General features: G+C 52.4%; 10 protein-coding genes and 2 tRNA genes. 7 read left to right on the top strand and 5 right to left on the bottom strand.

The window, feature by feature from the left end; genetic code table 11:
- Nucleotides 1–355 precede the first annotated feature (355 nt).
- Nucleotides 356–439: transfer RNA gene (locus tag G464_RS0106195), tRNA-Leu, on the bottom strand.
- 47 nt (nt 440–486) lie between these two features.
- On the bottom strand, nt 487–1,953 hold the full coding sequence (gene tgt, locus G464_RS0106200; RefSeq protein ID WP_022857158.1) for a tRNA guanosine(34) transglycosylase Tgt: 1,467 nt from the start codon (nt 1,951–1,953) through the stop codon (nt 487–489).
- A 383-nt stretch (nt 1,954–2,336) separates the two neighbouring features.
- Here tgt and G464_RS0106205 point away from each other — a divergent pair, with 383 nt between their 5' ends.
- The 5 genes from G464_RS0106205 to G464_RS0106225 all read left to right on the top strand — a co-directional run bounded on the left by G464_RS0106205 (nt 2,337) and on the right by G464_RS0106225 (nt 10,042).
- A complete protein-coding gene (locus G464_RS0106205; RefSeq protein ID WP_022857159.1) occupies nt 2,337–4,118 on the top strand; it encodes a S1C family serine protease in 1,782 nt (593 codons plus the stop codon).
- Nucleotides 4,119–4,311: 193 nt separating this feature from the next.
- On the top strand, nt 4,312–5,736 hold the full coding sequence (locus tag G464_RS0106210) for an FAD-dependent oxidoreductase (RefSeq protein ID WP_022857160.1): 1,425 nt from the start codon (nt 4,312–4,314) through the stop codon (nt 5,734–5,736).
- 6 nt (nt 5,737–5,742) lie between these two features.
- Nucleotides 5,743–6,657: a zinc metalloprotease HtpX gene (gene htpX / locus G464_RS0106215; RefSeq protein ID WP_022857161.1), complete on the top strand. Its 915-nt coding sequence runs from the start codon at nt 5,743–5,745 to the stop codon at nt 6,655–6,657.
- A 196-nt stretch (nt 6,658–6,853) separates the two neighbouring features.
- Complete coding sequence (locus G464_RS0106220; protein ID WP_022857162.1) at nt 6,854–8,761, top strand: magnesium transporter; 1,908 nt, start codon at nt 6,854–6,856, stop codon at nt 8,759–8,761.
- Entirely contained in the window at nt 8,762–10,042 is a 1,281-nt protein-coding gene (locus G464_RS0106225) for an Nramp family divalent metal transporter (protein WP_026472665.1), read from the top strand.
- On the opposite strand, the gene G464_RS0106230 is transcribed toward G464_RS0106225, so the two are convergent.
- On the bottom strand, nt 10,030–11,415 hold the full coding sequence (locus G464_RS0106230) for an MFS transporter (protein ID WP_022857164.1): 1,386 nt from the start codon (nt 11,413–11,415) through the stop codon (nt 10,030–10,032). The two genes, G464_RS0106225 and G464_RS0106230, sit on opposite strands and share 13 nt — an antisense overlap.
- Before the next feature lie 162 nt (nt 11,416–11,577).
- On the opposite strand from G464_RS0106230, the gene G464_RS0106235 reads away from it, so the two are divergent.
- Nucleotides 11,578–11,648, top strand: a tRNA-Gly gene (locus G464_RS0106235).
- 450 nt (nt 11,649–12,098) lie between these two features.
- Here the strand turns inward: G464_RS0106235 and G464_RS0106240 are convergent.
- Nucleotides 12,099–13,148, bottom strand: coding sequence for a hypothetical protein (locus tag G464_RS0106240; RefSeq protein WP_022857165.1), 1,050 nt, complete (start codon nt 13,146–13,148; stop codon nt 12,099–12,101).
- A gap of 101 nt (nt 13,149–13,249) precedes the next feature.
- Complete coding sequence (locus tag G464_RS10065) at nt 13,250–13,435, bottom strand: hypothetical protein (protein WP_143739582.1); 186 nt, start codon at nt 13,433–13,435, stop codon at nt 13,250–13,252.
- Nucleotides 13,436–13,962: 527 nt separating this feature from the next.
- Between G464_RS10065 and G464_RS0106250 the strand changes: the two genes are divergently transcribed.
- Complete coding sequence (locus G464_RS0106250; protein ID WP_022857167.1) at nt 13,963–15,321, top strand: ABC transporter substrate-binding protein; 1,359 nt, start codon at nt 13,963–13,965, stop codon at nt 15,319–15,321.
- Nucleotides 15,322–15,421 lie beyond the last annotated feature (100 nt).

The raw sequence follows: 15,421 nt of genomic DNA on the forward strand, positions 1-15,421 counted from the left end.
AGTGCACGTATCGATATCGACCATGTGTCGTATCGAGTCCGCTATGATCGCGTGGACGCGTATGGACGAGTCACTCTTCGATATAAAGGACGAATACTGCATTTAGGGTTGAGTAAAAAACGTAAGAATTGTCCCGTTATTCTCCTGATTCATGGCAACCATGTCATCGCGCTGGATAGACAGATTCACCAAATCATTGGATATTTCGAACTAGACGAAACAAAAAACTATCAAAAACTCCTACCAGCAACCACCATCACAGACAAAAACGGAACGATATCTTGACACATACCAACGCAAAAACAAAACAAAATGTGCCAAAACACCGGAACGATGTCTTGACACATGACATCCGTGCGCACGGGGGGAGTTGAACCCCCACGACCTTAGCGGTCACTGGCACCTGAAGCCAGCGCGTCTACCATTCCGCCACGTGCGCAAACAACACAACAGTAGCATAAGTTGCTCCTGTTGTGCAAACTTTCGTTAACCTCGCGAGCCGTTCGCGTAGAAACGAGCTAAATACTGATCTTTAAAATCAGCAAAATATCCGCCATCAATAGACGCGCGAATATCGTCGAGCAAACGAATAAAGAAGCGTTCGTTGTGAATCGTGGTAAGCGTCGCGCCGGTCATCTCTCCCGCGCGCAACAGATGATTCACATACGCGCGCGTATAGTTGCGGCACGTGTAGCAGTCGCAGCCGTCCTCAATCGGCGAGAAATCGAACTTAAAAGCGGCGCGCTTAATATTCCAGCGGCCGTCCTTCGTAAACACAGCGCCGTTACGCGCGGTGCGAGCTGGAGCCACACAATCAAAAGTATCGCCACCGTTCTCTACGCCCGCAAAAATATCGTCCACCGCGGCAATGCCAAGCACGTGACGAGGCTTATTTTCTGGCAGTTCATCGCAAATCCAAGCGCAGGTTTCGCCCAAAATGCGCTTTTCGATAGCGCCACCAATGCCGAAGCCATCAAAATCGAGCGAGCCAATCTGAGAAGCGGCCTTGCGGCGCAGGTCTTCGTAGTTCGCACCTTGAACCACGCCAAACAGCGCCTGATACGGCTTACCCAGCCTCTCCTGCGTTAAACGCTGATGCTCGGTCACGCAGCGCTTCGCCCAACGGAAAGTGCGCTCAACAGACTCCTCCTGGTAACGGCGCGTGTTCATGAGTGTGGTCAGTTCGTCGAAAGCGAACATAATATCGGCGCCAATATTATGCTGAACGCGCATGGAAATCTCAGCAGAGAAGCGGTGCATACCGCCGTTAAGCGGAGACTTAAAGCTGACGCCATCTTCGTCCACAAACGCCAAACGCTCCTTGCCCTCAGCGATAACGTCGTCGCTCTTCATGCCCTCAATATCCATGGCGAGGGTCTTCTTAAAACCGGCGCCCAAACTCATAACCTGGAAACCGCCCGAATCGGTAAACGTAGGCTTAGCCCAGTTCATAAACTCGTTAAGACCGCCCGCCGCGTCCATCACAGCTTCGCCCGGACGCTCGTACAAGTGGAAAGCATTGGCGAGCATAACCTGCGCGCCGTTCGTCTCCATCTGCTCGCGCGTAACCGCCTTCATCGTCGCCTGCGTTGCCACCGGCACAAAGCACGGCGTCTGAATATCGCCATGCGGCGTGTGAATCATACCCGTGCGGCCGTGCTTGCCGTCCAAACGTGTGTGAATCTCAAAACTGAAGGCACTGCGATCGCCGGGCTGCCCTGGAGCTGCGCCCTTCGGAGCGAACTTTGGCTTCGGGAAGATTGTGCCTTCTGGTGCCTTCGTTTGAACCTGGACGTAATTGAAGTGCGGGATGCTCTTCTTTTTCTTACGCTTGCGCTTGCGTTTTTTGCGTGGGGTTGTTTCTGGGGTTGGGGCTTCCGCTTGCGTTGCTTCCGCTAGTGGGGTGGCTTCCGCTTGCGGGGTCGCGTTGAGCTCTTTTTCTACATCTGTCATGCGTTCTACTGTATTGCATGGCTGGCACGAGCGCTAGCTGGGGGGTCTCTTGAAGTGACCGTGAAGTGTACGTGAAAAGTGATTGGCTATAGCCAGTACCGTTTCACACACTAAAATCAGCGGTTTTTAGTCGAAAACCGCGCGTGCATCGTGATTGATCCATGTCATTCCCGGTTCACGCATCTGCGAGACATTACGCATCCGTACCCGACATGATCCACAACAGCACCAAACATCAAAACCGAGGTGTTCACATAATGTATGGATAAAAGAATTTGATAGTTTATAGCTAGTTTTCAGGTTATTCTCAGATTAGTGGGTTTTTCTAGTACTCAGGAAATGAAGAACGCCTACGTGACGTTTTAGTTGCTGAAGGAGAATTAATGACAAACGAAAATATGCAACAACCAGAGGGTGAAGAGGAATACACAGGATTAATTCAGTCTTATCCAACGACTCCCGCGCAGGGTAATACACAGAATACACAGAATCCATATAACGCGACATATAGCACAACGCCGATGCCATCCGTTCCAACGACGCCAACGACGCCAGCTGTGCCGACTTATCCAGTGCAGAACCAGTACGCTCAGAATCAGTATGCTCAGCAGGGCGTTCCACAGTACACCGCAGCGGCTTACGGAACGCAGCCAACCCAGCCAATTCAATCTGCACAGACTCAGGCAGCGTATACGGCCCAACCACAAACATCAACCCAGCCAACCCCAGCCCAGCAAGGCTCGGCAGCTCCAGGCGGACCATCCTACACAGCTCCAGACACATCAGCTGCTGCTATGAACACGGCTCAGGCCAAGAATCGCAACGCTTTTGCAGATCCAGCGAACGCATACGGAACGCAGGCAAGTGTTACCGCGTCGGGTGTGGCAGCGAACGCGGAAACCGTGTCAACGCTTATAAAGAAGAACCGCGCCACCACTATCTGGGCAGCAGCGGGTGCGGCTGCAGTGGCCGCGCTGCTCGTGGCTGGTCTCGGTTTCGCGGGAATCCGTACGGGCATCATCTCTATCCCTGCGCAGTCAACGCTCAGCTCTATTGAAAGCTCTACGGGCGGCACAGGTACGGCCAGCTCGAGCGCATCGAACGTCAACTGGACAGCAGTGGCTAAGAAAGTAGCGTCCTCCGTGGTCTCTATCCAGGGAACAGTGCAGAACGGAACGGTCATCGGTTCTGGCGCTATCCTCGATAAGGACGGCCATATTATTACGAATAATCACGTGGTCTCCGGCGCGAGCGACTTGCAGGTAACGCTCTCGGACGGCAGCATGTACAAGGCAAAGGTTGTGGGCACCGATCCAACCACCGATTTGGCGGTTATTCAGCTCGAAAACGCGCCAAGCGACTTAACGCCAGTAAGCTTCGCCGATTCCGACAAGCTGGCTGTGGGTGAATCCGTAATGGCTATTGGTAGCCCGCTCGGTTACGAGAACACAGCAACCACCGGTATCGTTTCAGCAGTAGATCGCCCGGTTTCGGTTTCCAGCGAAGATAACAGTGGCAACGTTGTGGTTACGAACGCTATTCAGATTGACGCGTCCATCAACTCCGGTAACTCGGGCGGCCCAACCTTTAATGCGGAAGGCAAGCTTGTGGGCATCAACTCCTCGATTGCAACCGCGGGCAGCTCCAGCTCGTCCGAAGGTTCCTCCGGCTCCATTGGTATCGGTTTCGCTATCCCAGCGAACCTCGCCAAGTGGGTTTCCAGCGCCATTATTAAGAACGGTAAGGCAACCCACGTATCGCTGGGCGTAACGGTGAAGTCTGCAACAGCTACCGCGGACGGCGTTACCCGCTCCGGTTCACAGGTACAGAGCGTCGTTCAGGGCTCTGCTGCTGAGGCCGCCGGCATTCAGAAGGGCGATACCATCGTTGCGTACGACAAGCACACGGTTGTTTCGAACTCCGCTTTGCTCGGTTACGTGCGTGCTACCCAGCTCGGCGAGAAGGTTACGCTCACCGTTATCCGCGACGGTAAGACTTTGGATTTGACTGCAACGATGAACAAGGAAGAAACTTCCACTGCTTCCTCGAATTCGAACGGAAACAGCCAGAACAACCAGAACCGTAACAACCAGAACCAGAACAATGGTGGCGATGATGATAACTTCACGAACCCATTCGAACAGTTCTTCGGAGACGGTCAGTAAAGGCTGGTAAAAGCTAAGCGACAGTACAAAGCAGTGGGGTAAACAGTGTTACGACGGTGTTTACCCCCCACTTGCGTATTTGTGTACACTGTTTCTTTCGCCCGCGTTTTCCTATATCCTTGTGCCTAGAGGTTTTCTGAGAACATAGACCATAGAACATAGACCACAAAAACTTCAAGGATTATTCAAAACTATGCGAGATTTTAAGGTAGCTGTTGTGGGCGCTGGCCCAGCAGGCGTGTATGTGTCCGATATTTTGCTGCGTCAGTTGGCGGCTAAGCGCGATGAGCTCGGTTTGGGCGCTGACGCGACCGCGCAGATTGATTTGTTCGAAAAGCTTCCAGTTCCCTTTGGTTTGGTGCGCTACGGCGTGGCTCCTGATCATCCGGCAATTAAGTACATTATTGGCGCGCTCGAAAAGACGCTGAACAATCCGCAGATTCGCTTGATGGCCGATGTTGAGTTCGGTCGTGATATTGAGCTCGACGATCTTCGCTCTCGCTACGATGCTGTTATTTTCGCAACCGGCGCGGTAGATGACCGCCCGCTGACCATTCAGGGCGCAGACGCGCGCGGCGTTTTCGGCGCAGCCCGTTTCGTTGAGTGGTACGACGGCTATCCAACCGCTTCGCCGGATTGGGACTTGTCTGCTTCTCACGTGGCGGTTCTCGGTGGCGGCAATGTGGCGATGGATATTTCGCGCTTGCTCGTGCGCTATCCGGACGACCTGCTACACACCGACATTCCGCAGAACGTGTACGACGGTTTGGACGCGAACAAGGCTGAGGATGTGCACGTGTTCGTGCGCCGCGACGTAACGCACGCCAAGTTTTCCGTACAGGAACTGCGCGAGCTTGAGGCTCTGCCAGGCGTAGAAATCGTTACTTTCGATAGCGATTTCGCTCCAGGAACCTTGACCGAAGCGCATATGGCGGCAGCCAGCGAAGACAAGTTAACGCGTCAGATGGTCGATGAGCTGATTGCCGTGCGCGAGATGAGCCTGAAGATGATGACTGAACACGTTGATTTTGAAGGCAACCCAGCACGTCGCCGCTTCTACCTGCACTTCAACACCAACCCAGTAGAGGTGCTCACCAACGATGCCGGCTGCGTTGCGGGCGTGCGCGTGGAGAAAACGACAACCACTCCAGATGGCACGATGAACGGTAGCGGAGAATTCACCGATGTAGCAGTGGAGGCGGTGTATCACGCTATTGGATACAAGCCTGCTCAGGTGAGTGGTATTCCATACGATGAGCGCGCTTACACTCTCGACAACGAGGGCGGCCGCATTAACGGTCTCGACTTCGTGTACGCCACGGGTTGGGCCAAGCGCGGACCTGTGGGACTGATTGGCTCCACAAAGTCAGATGCTCTCGAAACCGTGGAAAATCTCCTGACCGACTGGTCAGCAAGCGAATCAAAGGGACGCGTAGCAGCTCAGCCACAATCAGATATTGCGGATCTGCTGGCCGAGCGCGGCGTGCAGCCTTTGGATTACGCGGCCTGGCAGCGTGTGGACGCGTACGAGCGCGCTCGCGGCGCCGAGGTTGAGCGCGAACATATTAAAGTAATCGACGAGAACGAGCTGCGTGCGCTGGCTCGCGGCGAAAAGTAGGTAAAAATGCGAATCCGTGGTCATGCGAACGGCTTTAAAACGCTCGTTTTGTTCTCGCTTATGTGGGCGCTGATTTTTCTGGTCTGGTACTTTACCGGCGGATCGCGCGGCACGCTCGGCATGTACGTGCTGCTGGCCGTGGCCATGACCTTCGGTAGCTACTGGTTCTCCGACAAGCTCGCGCTCGCCTCCATGCAGGCGGTGCAGGTGAGCGAGCAGGAGCAGCCGGCGCTGTACGCGATTGTGCGCGAACTGGCCGGCCGCGCGAATAAGCCGATGCCGCGCATTTATGTGGCTCCGACTATGTCGCCTAACGCTTTCGCAACCGGACGCAATGAGCGTCATGCCGCGGTGTGCTGCACGCAGGGTATTTTGAATTTGCTGGACGAGCGCGAAATTCGCGGCGTGCTCTCGCACGAGCTCATGCACGTGTACAACCGCGACATCCTCACCTCCTCGATTGCCTCGGCCATGTCGATGGTGATTACATATCTGGCCTACTCGCTGCGCTACTTTGGCGGCTCCTCGCGCGACGACCGCGACAATGCCGGTTCCGCTCTTGGCGGCCTGCTCACCTTGATTTTGGCTCCGATCGGCGCCTCGCTTATTCAGATGGCGATTTCGCGCACGCGCGAATACGATGCGGACGAAGACGGTTCGGCGCTCAGCGGCGATCCGCTCGCGCTCGCTTCCGCGCTGGCTAAGATCGAAAGCTCTGTTCAGCAGGTGCCGATGCGTCAGACCGCAGGTACACAGAACGTGTCCGCGTCGATGATTTCCAGCCCGTTTAGGATTCAGGATATTAACCGCCTCTTTTCGACGCATCCGCCGACCGCTCAGCGCATCGCTCGTTTGGAGCAGATGGCGATCGACCTCGGTCAGAACGTGCAGCAGGTAGCGCCGAACTATCAGCAGAGCTAATCGGTAGGAGTAATGTTTTAGGAGCGTGTACACATGTCTGTGCCCGCTCCTACTGTATGAATGTTTAGCGATTATCTCTCAACAAACAATCTCAAGAGAAGGGTTTGTATGAAACCTCGACCGTGTAGGTTAATTCGATAAGACCCTCCAGCGCCTGTGCACCGGAGGGCGGCAACCGGAAGGTGGCAGGAGCACTATGATTTATTTGTCTCAACTTGTGGGAAACCCAGTTCTCGATGTGAACGGTGAAAAGATCGGGACCGTATCGGATCTGGGAATCGCCACAAAAGAAGTTTTCCCACGCGTCACATCCTTGGCATTTATGGGGCCAGGCAAGACGCCATTTATGATTAGCTGGCGCAAATACGTTGAATCGTACGATGAGCACGTTGTGCATCTCAAAGTGAGCGCCACGGATATTCGTTTTAGTTATTTGCAATCGGACGAGGTTTTGATCGCCCGCGATATTTTGAACAAGCAAATCGTTGATACACAAGGCATGCGCGTCGTGCGCGTAAACGATCTTAAGTTGTCAGATACGTCCAGCTCACAGCTGCGCTTGCTCGGTGCGGACGTGGGCGCGCGCGGACTGTTGCGCACTTTCGCCCCGCTGTGCGAGACGATTGCTGTGAAAGTAAGCTCGGCTTTCGGCAAGCCACTTCCAGAGCGTTTGATTGCTTGGAGCTACATGAATTTGGTTGACCGCAACCTCTCGGACGTTCAGTTGAGCGTAACGCATAAGACGCTCGATGATATGCATCCGGCAGATATTGCAGACATTATTGAACGCCTCGACCCGCGTTTGCGCGGTCAGGTTTTTGCGCAGTTAGATGATGAACAGCGCGCGGATGCGATGGCCGAGTTTGATGATGACCATATGGCGGTCGAGCTGATGGGCGGTATGGCGGAGATGGACGCTTCTCGACTGCTGAGCGCCATGGATCCGGACGATGCGGCCGAGCTCGTGAGCGAACTTGATTACAATAAAGCAGAGAAACTGCTGCGTTTAATGGGTGTGAAGGAACAGCACGCTATTAGGCAACTGCTCGGTTACCGCGACGAAACTGCTGGTCGTATTATGACCAGCGAAGTGGTGGCGTTGCCAAAGAATACGACGGTTGCCGAAACGATTGCGCATTTGCGTACCTTGGACGAAGACTTCGAAGCTGTGCGCTATATCTACCTCAACGATGCGCAAGGCGAGTTGTGGGGCGTAGTGCCGATCGACTTGCTGGTTATTAGCGATGAGCAGGTGAAGTTGGGCGATTTAGCTACGCGCGATTTGATTGTGGCTCATCCTGATGATGATCAAGAAGACGTGGCTTTGAACATTGCCAAGTACAATCTGCTCGCCATACCAGTAGTAAACGAAAAGAAAGAACTGCTCGGCATCGTAACCGTCGATGATGCTTTAGATGTGTTGGAAGAAGAGCACGCCGAGGACTTGCAGATTGCTGGTGCTTCGCAGGCAGATACCGAACACGATAAAGGTCGCAGCGCCTTCATGTGGATGTTGCGCCGCAATACATGGGTAGTTATGTTCGCCTTGGTGGCTGCCGTGTGTACTGTGGCGGCGTGTGAGATGTTTGCGCGTGTGTCGGGTTCGGTGTCGGGTGGTGTTGCGTCTGCTGTGATTGCCGGCTTGCTCGCTAGCCTGAGCGTTCCAGTAGCCTTAATTATCACTGACGATGCGCTCTCGTACACCACCAGCATCTATTTGGAATACGATGCTGACGATGAGGACGCTCCTTCCGCTCTCGGCTTTAGCTTAAAGATGATTGCCCTAGGCATTGCTTTCGCCGCAGCTTTCGTGCTGTTCTACGCCATGTGCGGTGAATTGGGTGGATGGTTCATGGCGCGCGGTGGTGCTGGTTCTTTGGAGCATCTGCGCGAGGCTTTGCTGGCCAGCATGTGCGCTGCAGGAGTCTCCATTGTGGTCTCGCTGGCCAGTATGCCAGCCTATTTAGCGCGATTGCGAAGTCGTGATGCTCATAATAAAGACAGTAACGGTTGGGCAATGTCCAACACGGCTATGGGCGTGTGCGCAGCAGTATTTATGGTGGTGTTTGGCGTGGCCTTGGGCCTCCAGCTGGGGGTGATGTAAGTGAGAGTACAGAAGAGTCGCATGAATCGCGCGGTCGATACCGGCCGCACATCGTGGTTACCAGAAGACTTCACCTGGCGCAAACTGCTCCTCGCCGTAGGTCCAGGCATGGTTGCCGCGCTCGCAGGTGCGGACGCTGGTGGCGTGGCTACCTATTCCACGGCCGGCGCTCAGTTTGGTTTTAAGCAGTTGTGGACCGTGCCCATTATGTGCTTCCTGCTGATTGTGGCGCAAGAAACCGCCGCCCGCGTCGGCTGCGTTACCGGTAAAGGCTTCGCCTCGCTTATTCGCGAACAGTTTGGCGTGCGCAAGTCCGTGCTGGCCATGCTGGCTTTGCTTATTTCGAATACCACGGTTACGCTGTCTGAATTCGCAGGTATCGCCTCTGGTTTGGGTCTGTTCGGTATTCCAGCTTATTTGTCGGTTCCTGTGGCGGCCCTGGTTATTTGGCTGCTCACCATGAGCGGCTCCTACCGCCGTATCGAGAAGATTCTGCTGGCTATTAGCTGCATCTTCCTCACTTATGTGGTGGCTGGCTTTATGGTGCATCCGAATTGGTCGCAGGCCGCGTTCTATACAGCTGTGCCCGTTTTCGAACCCTCGTCTGCGTATATGAGCCTGCTTGTGGCGAATGTAGGTACCACGATTGCACCGTGGATGATTTTCCTTGCGCAGTCCAACGTTGTCGAGAAGAACTTGCATTCCTCCGACCTGTTTTATCAGCGCGTAGACACGATTTCCGGTGCAGTTATCGCTTCTGCCATCAGCTGGTTTATTATTCTCACTACGGGTGCGGTACTCGCGCCCGCGCATATTAAAGTTAACGAGGCTGCTGATGCTGCTATGGCTTTGGCTCCTTTAGTCGGTGACTACGCGCAGATTCTGTTTGGTGCTGGGCTCGTGGGCGCATCGTTTTTGGCGGCCTGCGTCTTGCCAGGCACGACGTCGAGCGCGATTTGTGAGGCGTTTGGCTGGGAGAGAGGAGCCGATCGCAGTTGGGGTGAGGCGCCTGCTTACCGCGGCATTATTACTGCAGTTATCGTTTTCTCTGCAGTTATCGTGATTATTCCGGACGTAAACCTTTTTGGCATTATGATGGCCGCGCAGGTGATTAACGGCATTCTTCTGCCCGTTTTGCTCATCTTCCTCGTTTCGATTGCATCAGATAAGCGCCTGATGGGCTCTCATATCAATTCAAAATTGTGGACATGGCTTACGTGGTTTACGATTGCCGCGGTTGTGGTGCTCACGGTCATCATGTTTGTGCTTCAGTCAGCGTGACCAATCTGCTCAAGTACGCGCTTTTCTGCGTACGTAGCAAAAATCAAGCCGCCTGCTAAGCACAAGCCGGCCGCAATCAGCGCGGTCAAGCGATAACCCATACCTGCAGAACCGATGAGCGCAACCGAAGTAAACACAATCATGGCGACGGACTGGCCAAGCTTCATGCTAAAGGTGCGCGCGGCATAGAACATGCCCTCGCGCTTTTCGCTGGACTCAATCGAATCGGCCTGCGCGACGTCGGCGAGCACAGCCTGCGGCAAAATGCCCAAAATGGCCATCGGTACGGCCGCCAAAATGACCATAACCACCGCCCATACGATCGACGGAATGCCGAACTGACCGGCTTGCGAAGTGAGAACGAAGCCGAGCACAAAAATCATGAAAGCGCTGAAAACAAGCGGTTTCTTGCCGATTCGCTTGGCGGCGATGTTCACGGCGGGGTAGAAGAGCAGTGAGATGACCGTCATGCCGGCGAACAGGAAGAAGGTCATCGAAGCATCGAAGCCCATAAGTTCGGTGATGTAGAACGGCATACCGGTTTGGAAAATCGTCAGGCCAATCCAATAGAGCACATCCGAGGCGATAAAAATCTGGAACTGACGGTTCTTAAACGTCTTGCTCAGGCTCTCCCACACGCCAATCGTGGACGGCTCCATCGTTGCGTAGGTTTTCTCGTCGATGGTAAAGGTCGGCATCAGCATGCAGACGATAGCTACTGTGCTCAGGATTGCGACGGTTATGCGGAAATTCGTAACGAAGCCCCACGCTTGCGGCAGGGCGCCCGCGATGTTCGGTACGAGATAGGCTACGGCCGTACCGATAAAGAAGGTGGTGGAAATCGAGGTGGAGACGTTAATGCGCAGTTCTTTCGTGCTGCCCAGCTCCGGGATGAGCGCGTTATATGGCGTGCAGTAGCAGGTCATGCAGAAGTAGAAGATCAGAACGAGGGTGAACAGCGTAGCATTATTAATCGCTGATTCGTGGTTTATCGGCATAATAAAGATGGCTGTGGTGACTACGCCGAACGGGATGGCAGCCCACTGCATAAACGGCATGCGCCGGCCTCGCGGATTCTTCGAGGCGTCTGATTTTCCGCCAATCCACGGGTCGAGAAACGCGTCGATAAGGCGACCGCTGGCCGTAATAGCGCCGATAGTTGTGAGCCCTAAAACGATTGCGCCTTGCGTAATGAAGATGGGCATCCCTTGGTTTTGCAGGTCTTGGCTTGGCTGATAAAAATAGACCAGCCAGTTGCTAATAATTCCCGACAAAATAGACCAGCCTAGCTGACCGATGGCGAACAGCCACAGGATGCGCGAGGTGGCGAGGGCTTTGGTTGTGGTGTTGTTGGTGTTCGTGTTCATGTTCATTGCGGGCTCCTTTGCCTTGTGAGATTATTCTATCTAAGTTGCCGCGTTTGGCGTGCTCGCGTGACGTTCTGCGCGTTCTGTAACTGTTTGTCGGGTGGGGTTTCGGGTGGGGCGGTGATACACTATCTCTCGTGCTTCGTGTGCACTTTAAGAAGCACTATTGCGAATGTAGTTCATCGGTAGAACGAGAGCTTCCCAAGCTCTAGAGGCGGGTTCGACTCCCGTCATTCGCTCTGATGGATTGTGTTGGGCGGTGTTGCCCAATTCCTTCCCACGTTGTGAGAGTTAATGCTTTTTCTATGCGTAGTCCGAACCTAATTTGCCGTAACACTCAAACGCCGGCTGCAGATTGGGAGTTACAGGTGGCGTTGGGTGAATATTAAAGGACAATTCGGCAGTATCGCTCAAACGGTTCCCAAGGATTGAGCATTAAAGAAATTGTGAATGTTCACAAGTTCTTTCAAACGGCTGTATCTCTCAATTGGTTTCTAGCGATTGGGAAATACGGGTGTAAATGGGGGCTTGGAACAAGAATTTCGCCTGTATCTCCCAATCTATAATTGGGGATTGAGTGTTGCGGATCGAAATAGCCCCTTTGAGTAGTCGCTTTTGGATGTATCTCTCAAACCCTAAATAGGGATTGAGAGATACGGAGCATGAGTCTGCCGGAAAACGATTCATACTTATAGGACGGATTCAGATTCTAGAAGGGTCCTTAATGCGCTAGACTCTTCGCGGAAATTCTCTCGCTGTATCACTGCAACTGAAAGAAGATGGTGCATAAGTTCCCTGGGGGAGAGCAATTCTTTCCAAGTTACCCTGATGAAGGAGTAGCCTAACATCTCCAACAATTGTTGCCTCTTTATAGATTCTTGTCTTGCGTCTAAAAACTCGTCCTCGTTGCTGCCCATCTTTCCTTTTCCATCGAATTCGATGAGCAAGTTTAAACCTGGTATAGCGAAATCTGCATAGTAATCATTCCCCCGTGCATGAATTTTGTACTGGGTTACGTACTGATTTGGGAAAGTTGCACACACAAATGGTAGTAATGCTGCTTCGGCGATATTTTCGCATCCCGCATCCGCAGTGTTAATGATTAGCTCAGCTCGCTTGTAATTGAATAGTCTGGGATATTTTCTCCTAACATTCTTGAGCGATGTGAGCAATGTATCCTTTACTTTCTTCTCGGCAATGCGAGAATCTTTTTGATGGAACCGCGAGAATGACGTCACTTCATGTAGTATTTCCGAGACAGCTACGATTGCATCGATAGCTGGCCGCGATAGGGCTATTCTCAAAGACGTAAGCACAAGCGATTCCACAGGAAGACCGTTAATATTCTGGACATGTTTTTTGCTTAGCATGAGTGCGCTTGGCAAGAATTTTCTTGAAACCACAGTGTGCTTACAGATTTCAACTTCCTTTAAATCGACGATATGGCGATCGTTCCCTTTTACTGCACGGATCTCAGGTGTATTGTCCCAAGTTGGTATGCCGTGTATGAGCATCGCCGATTCATGGGTGAAACACTCAATACCAGTACGTGTTGCATAAACAGCATGAATCCTAGCGAGGTTCACTGCATCGCGAATTTCCCAGGCCGGACTATCTTTGCTGAATCGCTCGGTATTCATTACTACGCCGCGCATTATTTTTGCGTAGTGCTTATTGTATTTCTTAGAATCATTGCCTTTGAGTACGATTATTTCTGGCTGCTGTATCGAAGTCTTCATACTTCGATAGTGCCTGCAATAACCACAGAAAACCAAACTTAAACGAACATGTGAACCGATGTGGAAACGCACCTACGATTTGCTTTTAATATAGAACAAACCTAGTCAGAGTTCGTTTCAGGGAGTTGAGAACTCGCGTTTAACTGATCTTCATCAAATTCATATGGTCGCCCGCGACGAGGTTCAGTAACCTCGCCAGTCCATGTACCGTTTTCGTACTTAGCGATCATGTCTTCAAGCTGTTCTTCGGTTAAGCCAAATTCTGAAGTAATATTTAATTCGTTCATGATATTTTGTTGAAGTTTTGTATGTCTGACGCTCATAATTCTATCGTCACGAGTGTGCGAACTCACAACAATACCTTGCGCCAACCCGTGCGTTCCGCTCAGCGTGTGCATGCTGGGACTAAGCTCTCGCCTAACCGCAGGTTTCCTCCTTACGAAAACATGTTCTTCTGTATAGGCGTTTCGTTGCTGGGGAAGAGCGGTACAGAACATTCATTCGATACGAAGTGAGCGCAAACTTTATCGCGCGCTTTCGCTGAGCGAGCTGTTTTATCTGAACAATCAAACCCCAAAAAGCTCGACAAACCCCGCGACACGCGTCGAACTAAGCCATTTTGCAACCCAAAATCACAACTCTTTTTGACATTATGGAACACCGGTGTATCATAGAAGCAGTGGTACACAGATGTACCACCTGCGAATTGGAGAAAAGACACTGCATAGAACACGATGAGAACGCAACGACGGTTCTCGCACAGATGAGCCAACAATCATCTTGAATCATCTGCGCAGTGTTGGAAGGAGCGAAAATGCGACATTCGAAAAAGATTCTTGCAGCAGTGGCTGCAGTATCGGTGCTCACAGGTCTTGCTGCCTGCAGCAACTCAGGCAGTTCCGATAAGGCGTCATCTAAGGGCGATGCCAATAAGGCCGAGCTTGTCTTCTGGGGCTGGGATTCGGGCAACTCCATGAAGGATCTTATTGCCGAATTCGAGAAGGCAAACCCAGGAATCACGGTGAAGTTTAATAACACCGGTACTGCATCCGACACTCAGACTGCTCTTACAAATGCTGTTGCAGCGGGTAACGGAGCTCCGGATGTTGTTATGCTCGAAGACCCAACAGTTACCCAATTTGCAGTAACTGGCGATTTGGTTTCACTAGACGAGTTTGGTGCAAACAAGCTCGAAAATGATTTCGCAGCCGGTCCATGGAACAAACTTCAGTACGGTGGTAAGTCTTACGCTCTGCCGATTGATTCGGGTCCAGAAGTGTTCTTCTATAACAAGGCTGTTTTTGATAAAGCGGGTGTCGACGGTTCTCAGATTAAGACATGGGACGACTACTACGAGGCAGCGAAGAAGGTTCGCGCGATAGGCTCGTACATTACAAATAACTCGGGCTCCTCGATGGAGTATCAGCCGTTTACCGCTCAGACATGGCAGGCAGGCGCGCATCCTTGGAAGGTCGATGGTGAAAACATTACCATCGATATGACCAAAGATGCGGGCATGAAGAAGTACATTGAGTTCCAGCAGAAGTTGATCGATGAGGATCTGATTGATACCAAAATTGCCAACTGGTCCGATGACTGGAACCGCTCTCTCAACGACGGTACCCTCGCATCCCTCACGATCGGCGCGTGGATGCCAGTGAACTTGATGAACGGCGCTCCAGATCAGGCGGGTAACTGGCGTGTAGCTCAGCTGCCGCAGTGGAACGAAGGCGACGAAGTGTCTGCAGAAGATGGCGGTTCCGCACTGGCTGTCGTTAAGCAGTCCAAGCAGCAGGCTGCAGCATACAAGTTTGTTGAGTACTTGACTCACGGCGAGGGCGCAGACACGATGGCTGCAACCGGTACGTTCCCAAGCCTTAAGCGTATTTTGGAATCTAAGTCCTTTGTTGATCCAAGCGCAGAAGCTAATAAGAAGGTGAACGACTTCTTTGGCGGTCAGAACGTAAATGAAGTTCTGTCTCAGGCTGCTCAACGCAAGGTAACAGAATTCCAGTACCTGCCATATAACCCATTTGCGCAGACCACATTCGGCGACCAGATTTCTAAGGCGTACTCTAAGGACACCACTTTAGAGAAGGCTATGGCAGCTTACGCTAAGGCTCTGGCTGAGCACGGTGAACAGCAGGGTTACAAGGTAACCAACAAGAACTAAAACACACCTTTAGATTAGCTGGCTACTTGTAGAGCACAGGAGGCGGTATACGCCATTTCTGCCAGTGATCGTCTGTCACTTGCGCAAGTAGTCAGCCAAT

Source organism: Alloscardovia omnicolens DSM 21503 (assembly GCF_000420505.1).
GTDB lineage: Bacteria > Actinomycetota > Actinomycetes > Actinomycetales > Bifidobacteriaceae > Alloscardovia > Alloscardovia omnicolens.

Excerpts from the sequence above, each read along its gene's own strand:
- G464_RS0106210 (WP_022857160.1), top strand. The coding sequence starts at position 4,312 with ATGCGAGATTTTAAGGTAGCTGTTGTGGGCGCTGGCCCAGCAGGCGTG.
- htpX (WP_022857161.1), top strand. The coding sequence starts at position 5,743 with ATGCGAATCCGTGGTCATGCGAACGGCTTTAAAACGCTCGTTTTGTTC.
- G464_RS0106230 (WP_022857164.1), bottom strand. The coding sequence starts at position 11,415 with ATGAACATGAACACGAACACCAACAACACCACAACCAAAGCCCTCGCC.
- G464_RS0106220 (WP_022857162.1), top strand. The coding sequence starts at position 6,854 with ATGATTTATTTGTCTCAACTTGTGGGAAACCCAGTTCTCGATGTGAAC.
- G464_RS0106240 (WP_022857165.1), bottom strand. The coding sequence starts at position 13,148 with ATGAAGACTTCGATACAGCAGCCAGAAATAATCGTACTCAAAGGCAAT.
- G464_RS10065 (WP_143739582.1), bottom strand. The coding sequence starts at position 13,435 with ATGAACGAATTAAATATTACTTCAGAATTTGGCTTAACCGAAGAACAG.
- G464_RS0106250 (WP_022857167.1), top strand. The coding sequence starts at position 13,963 with ATGCGACATTCGAAAAAGATTCTTGCAGCAGTGGCTGCAGTATCGGTG.
- tgt (WP_022857158.1), bottom strand. The coding sequence starts at position 1,953 with ATGACAGATGTAGAAAAAGAGCTCAACGCGACCCCGCAAGCGGAAGCC.
- G464_RS0106205 (WP_022857159.1), top strand. The coding sequence starts at position 2,337 with ATGACAAACGAAAATATGCAACAACCAGAGGGTGAAGAGGAATACACA.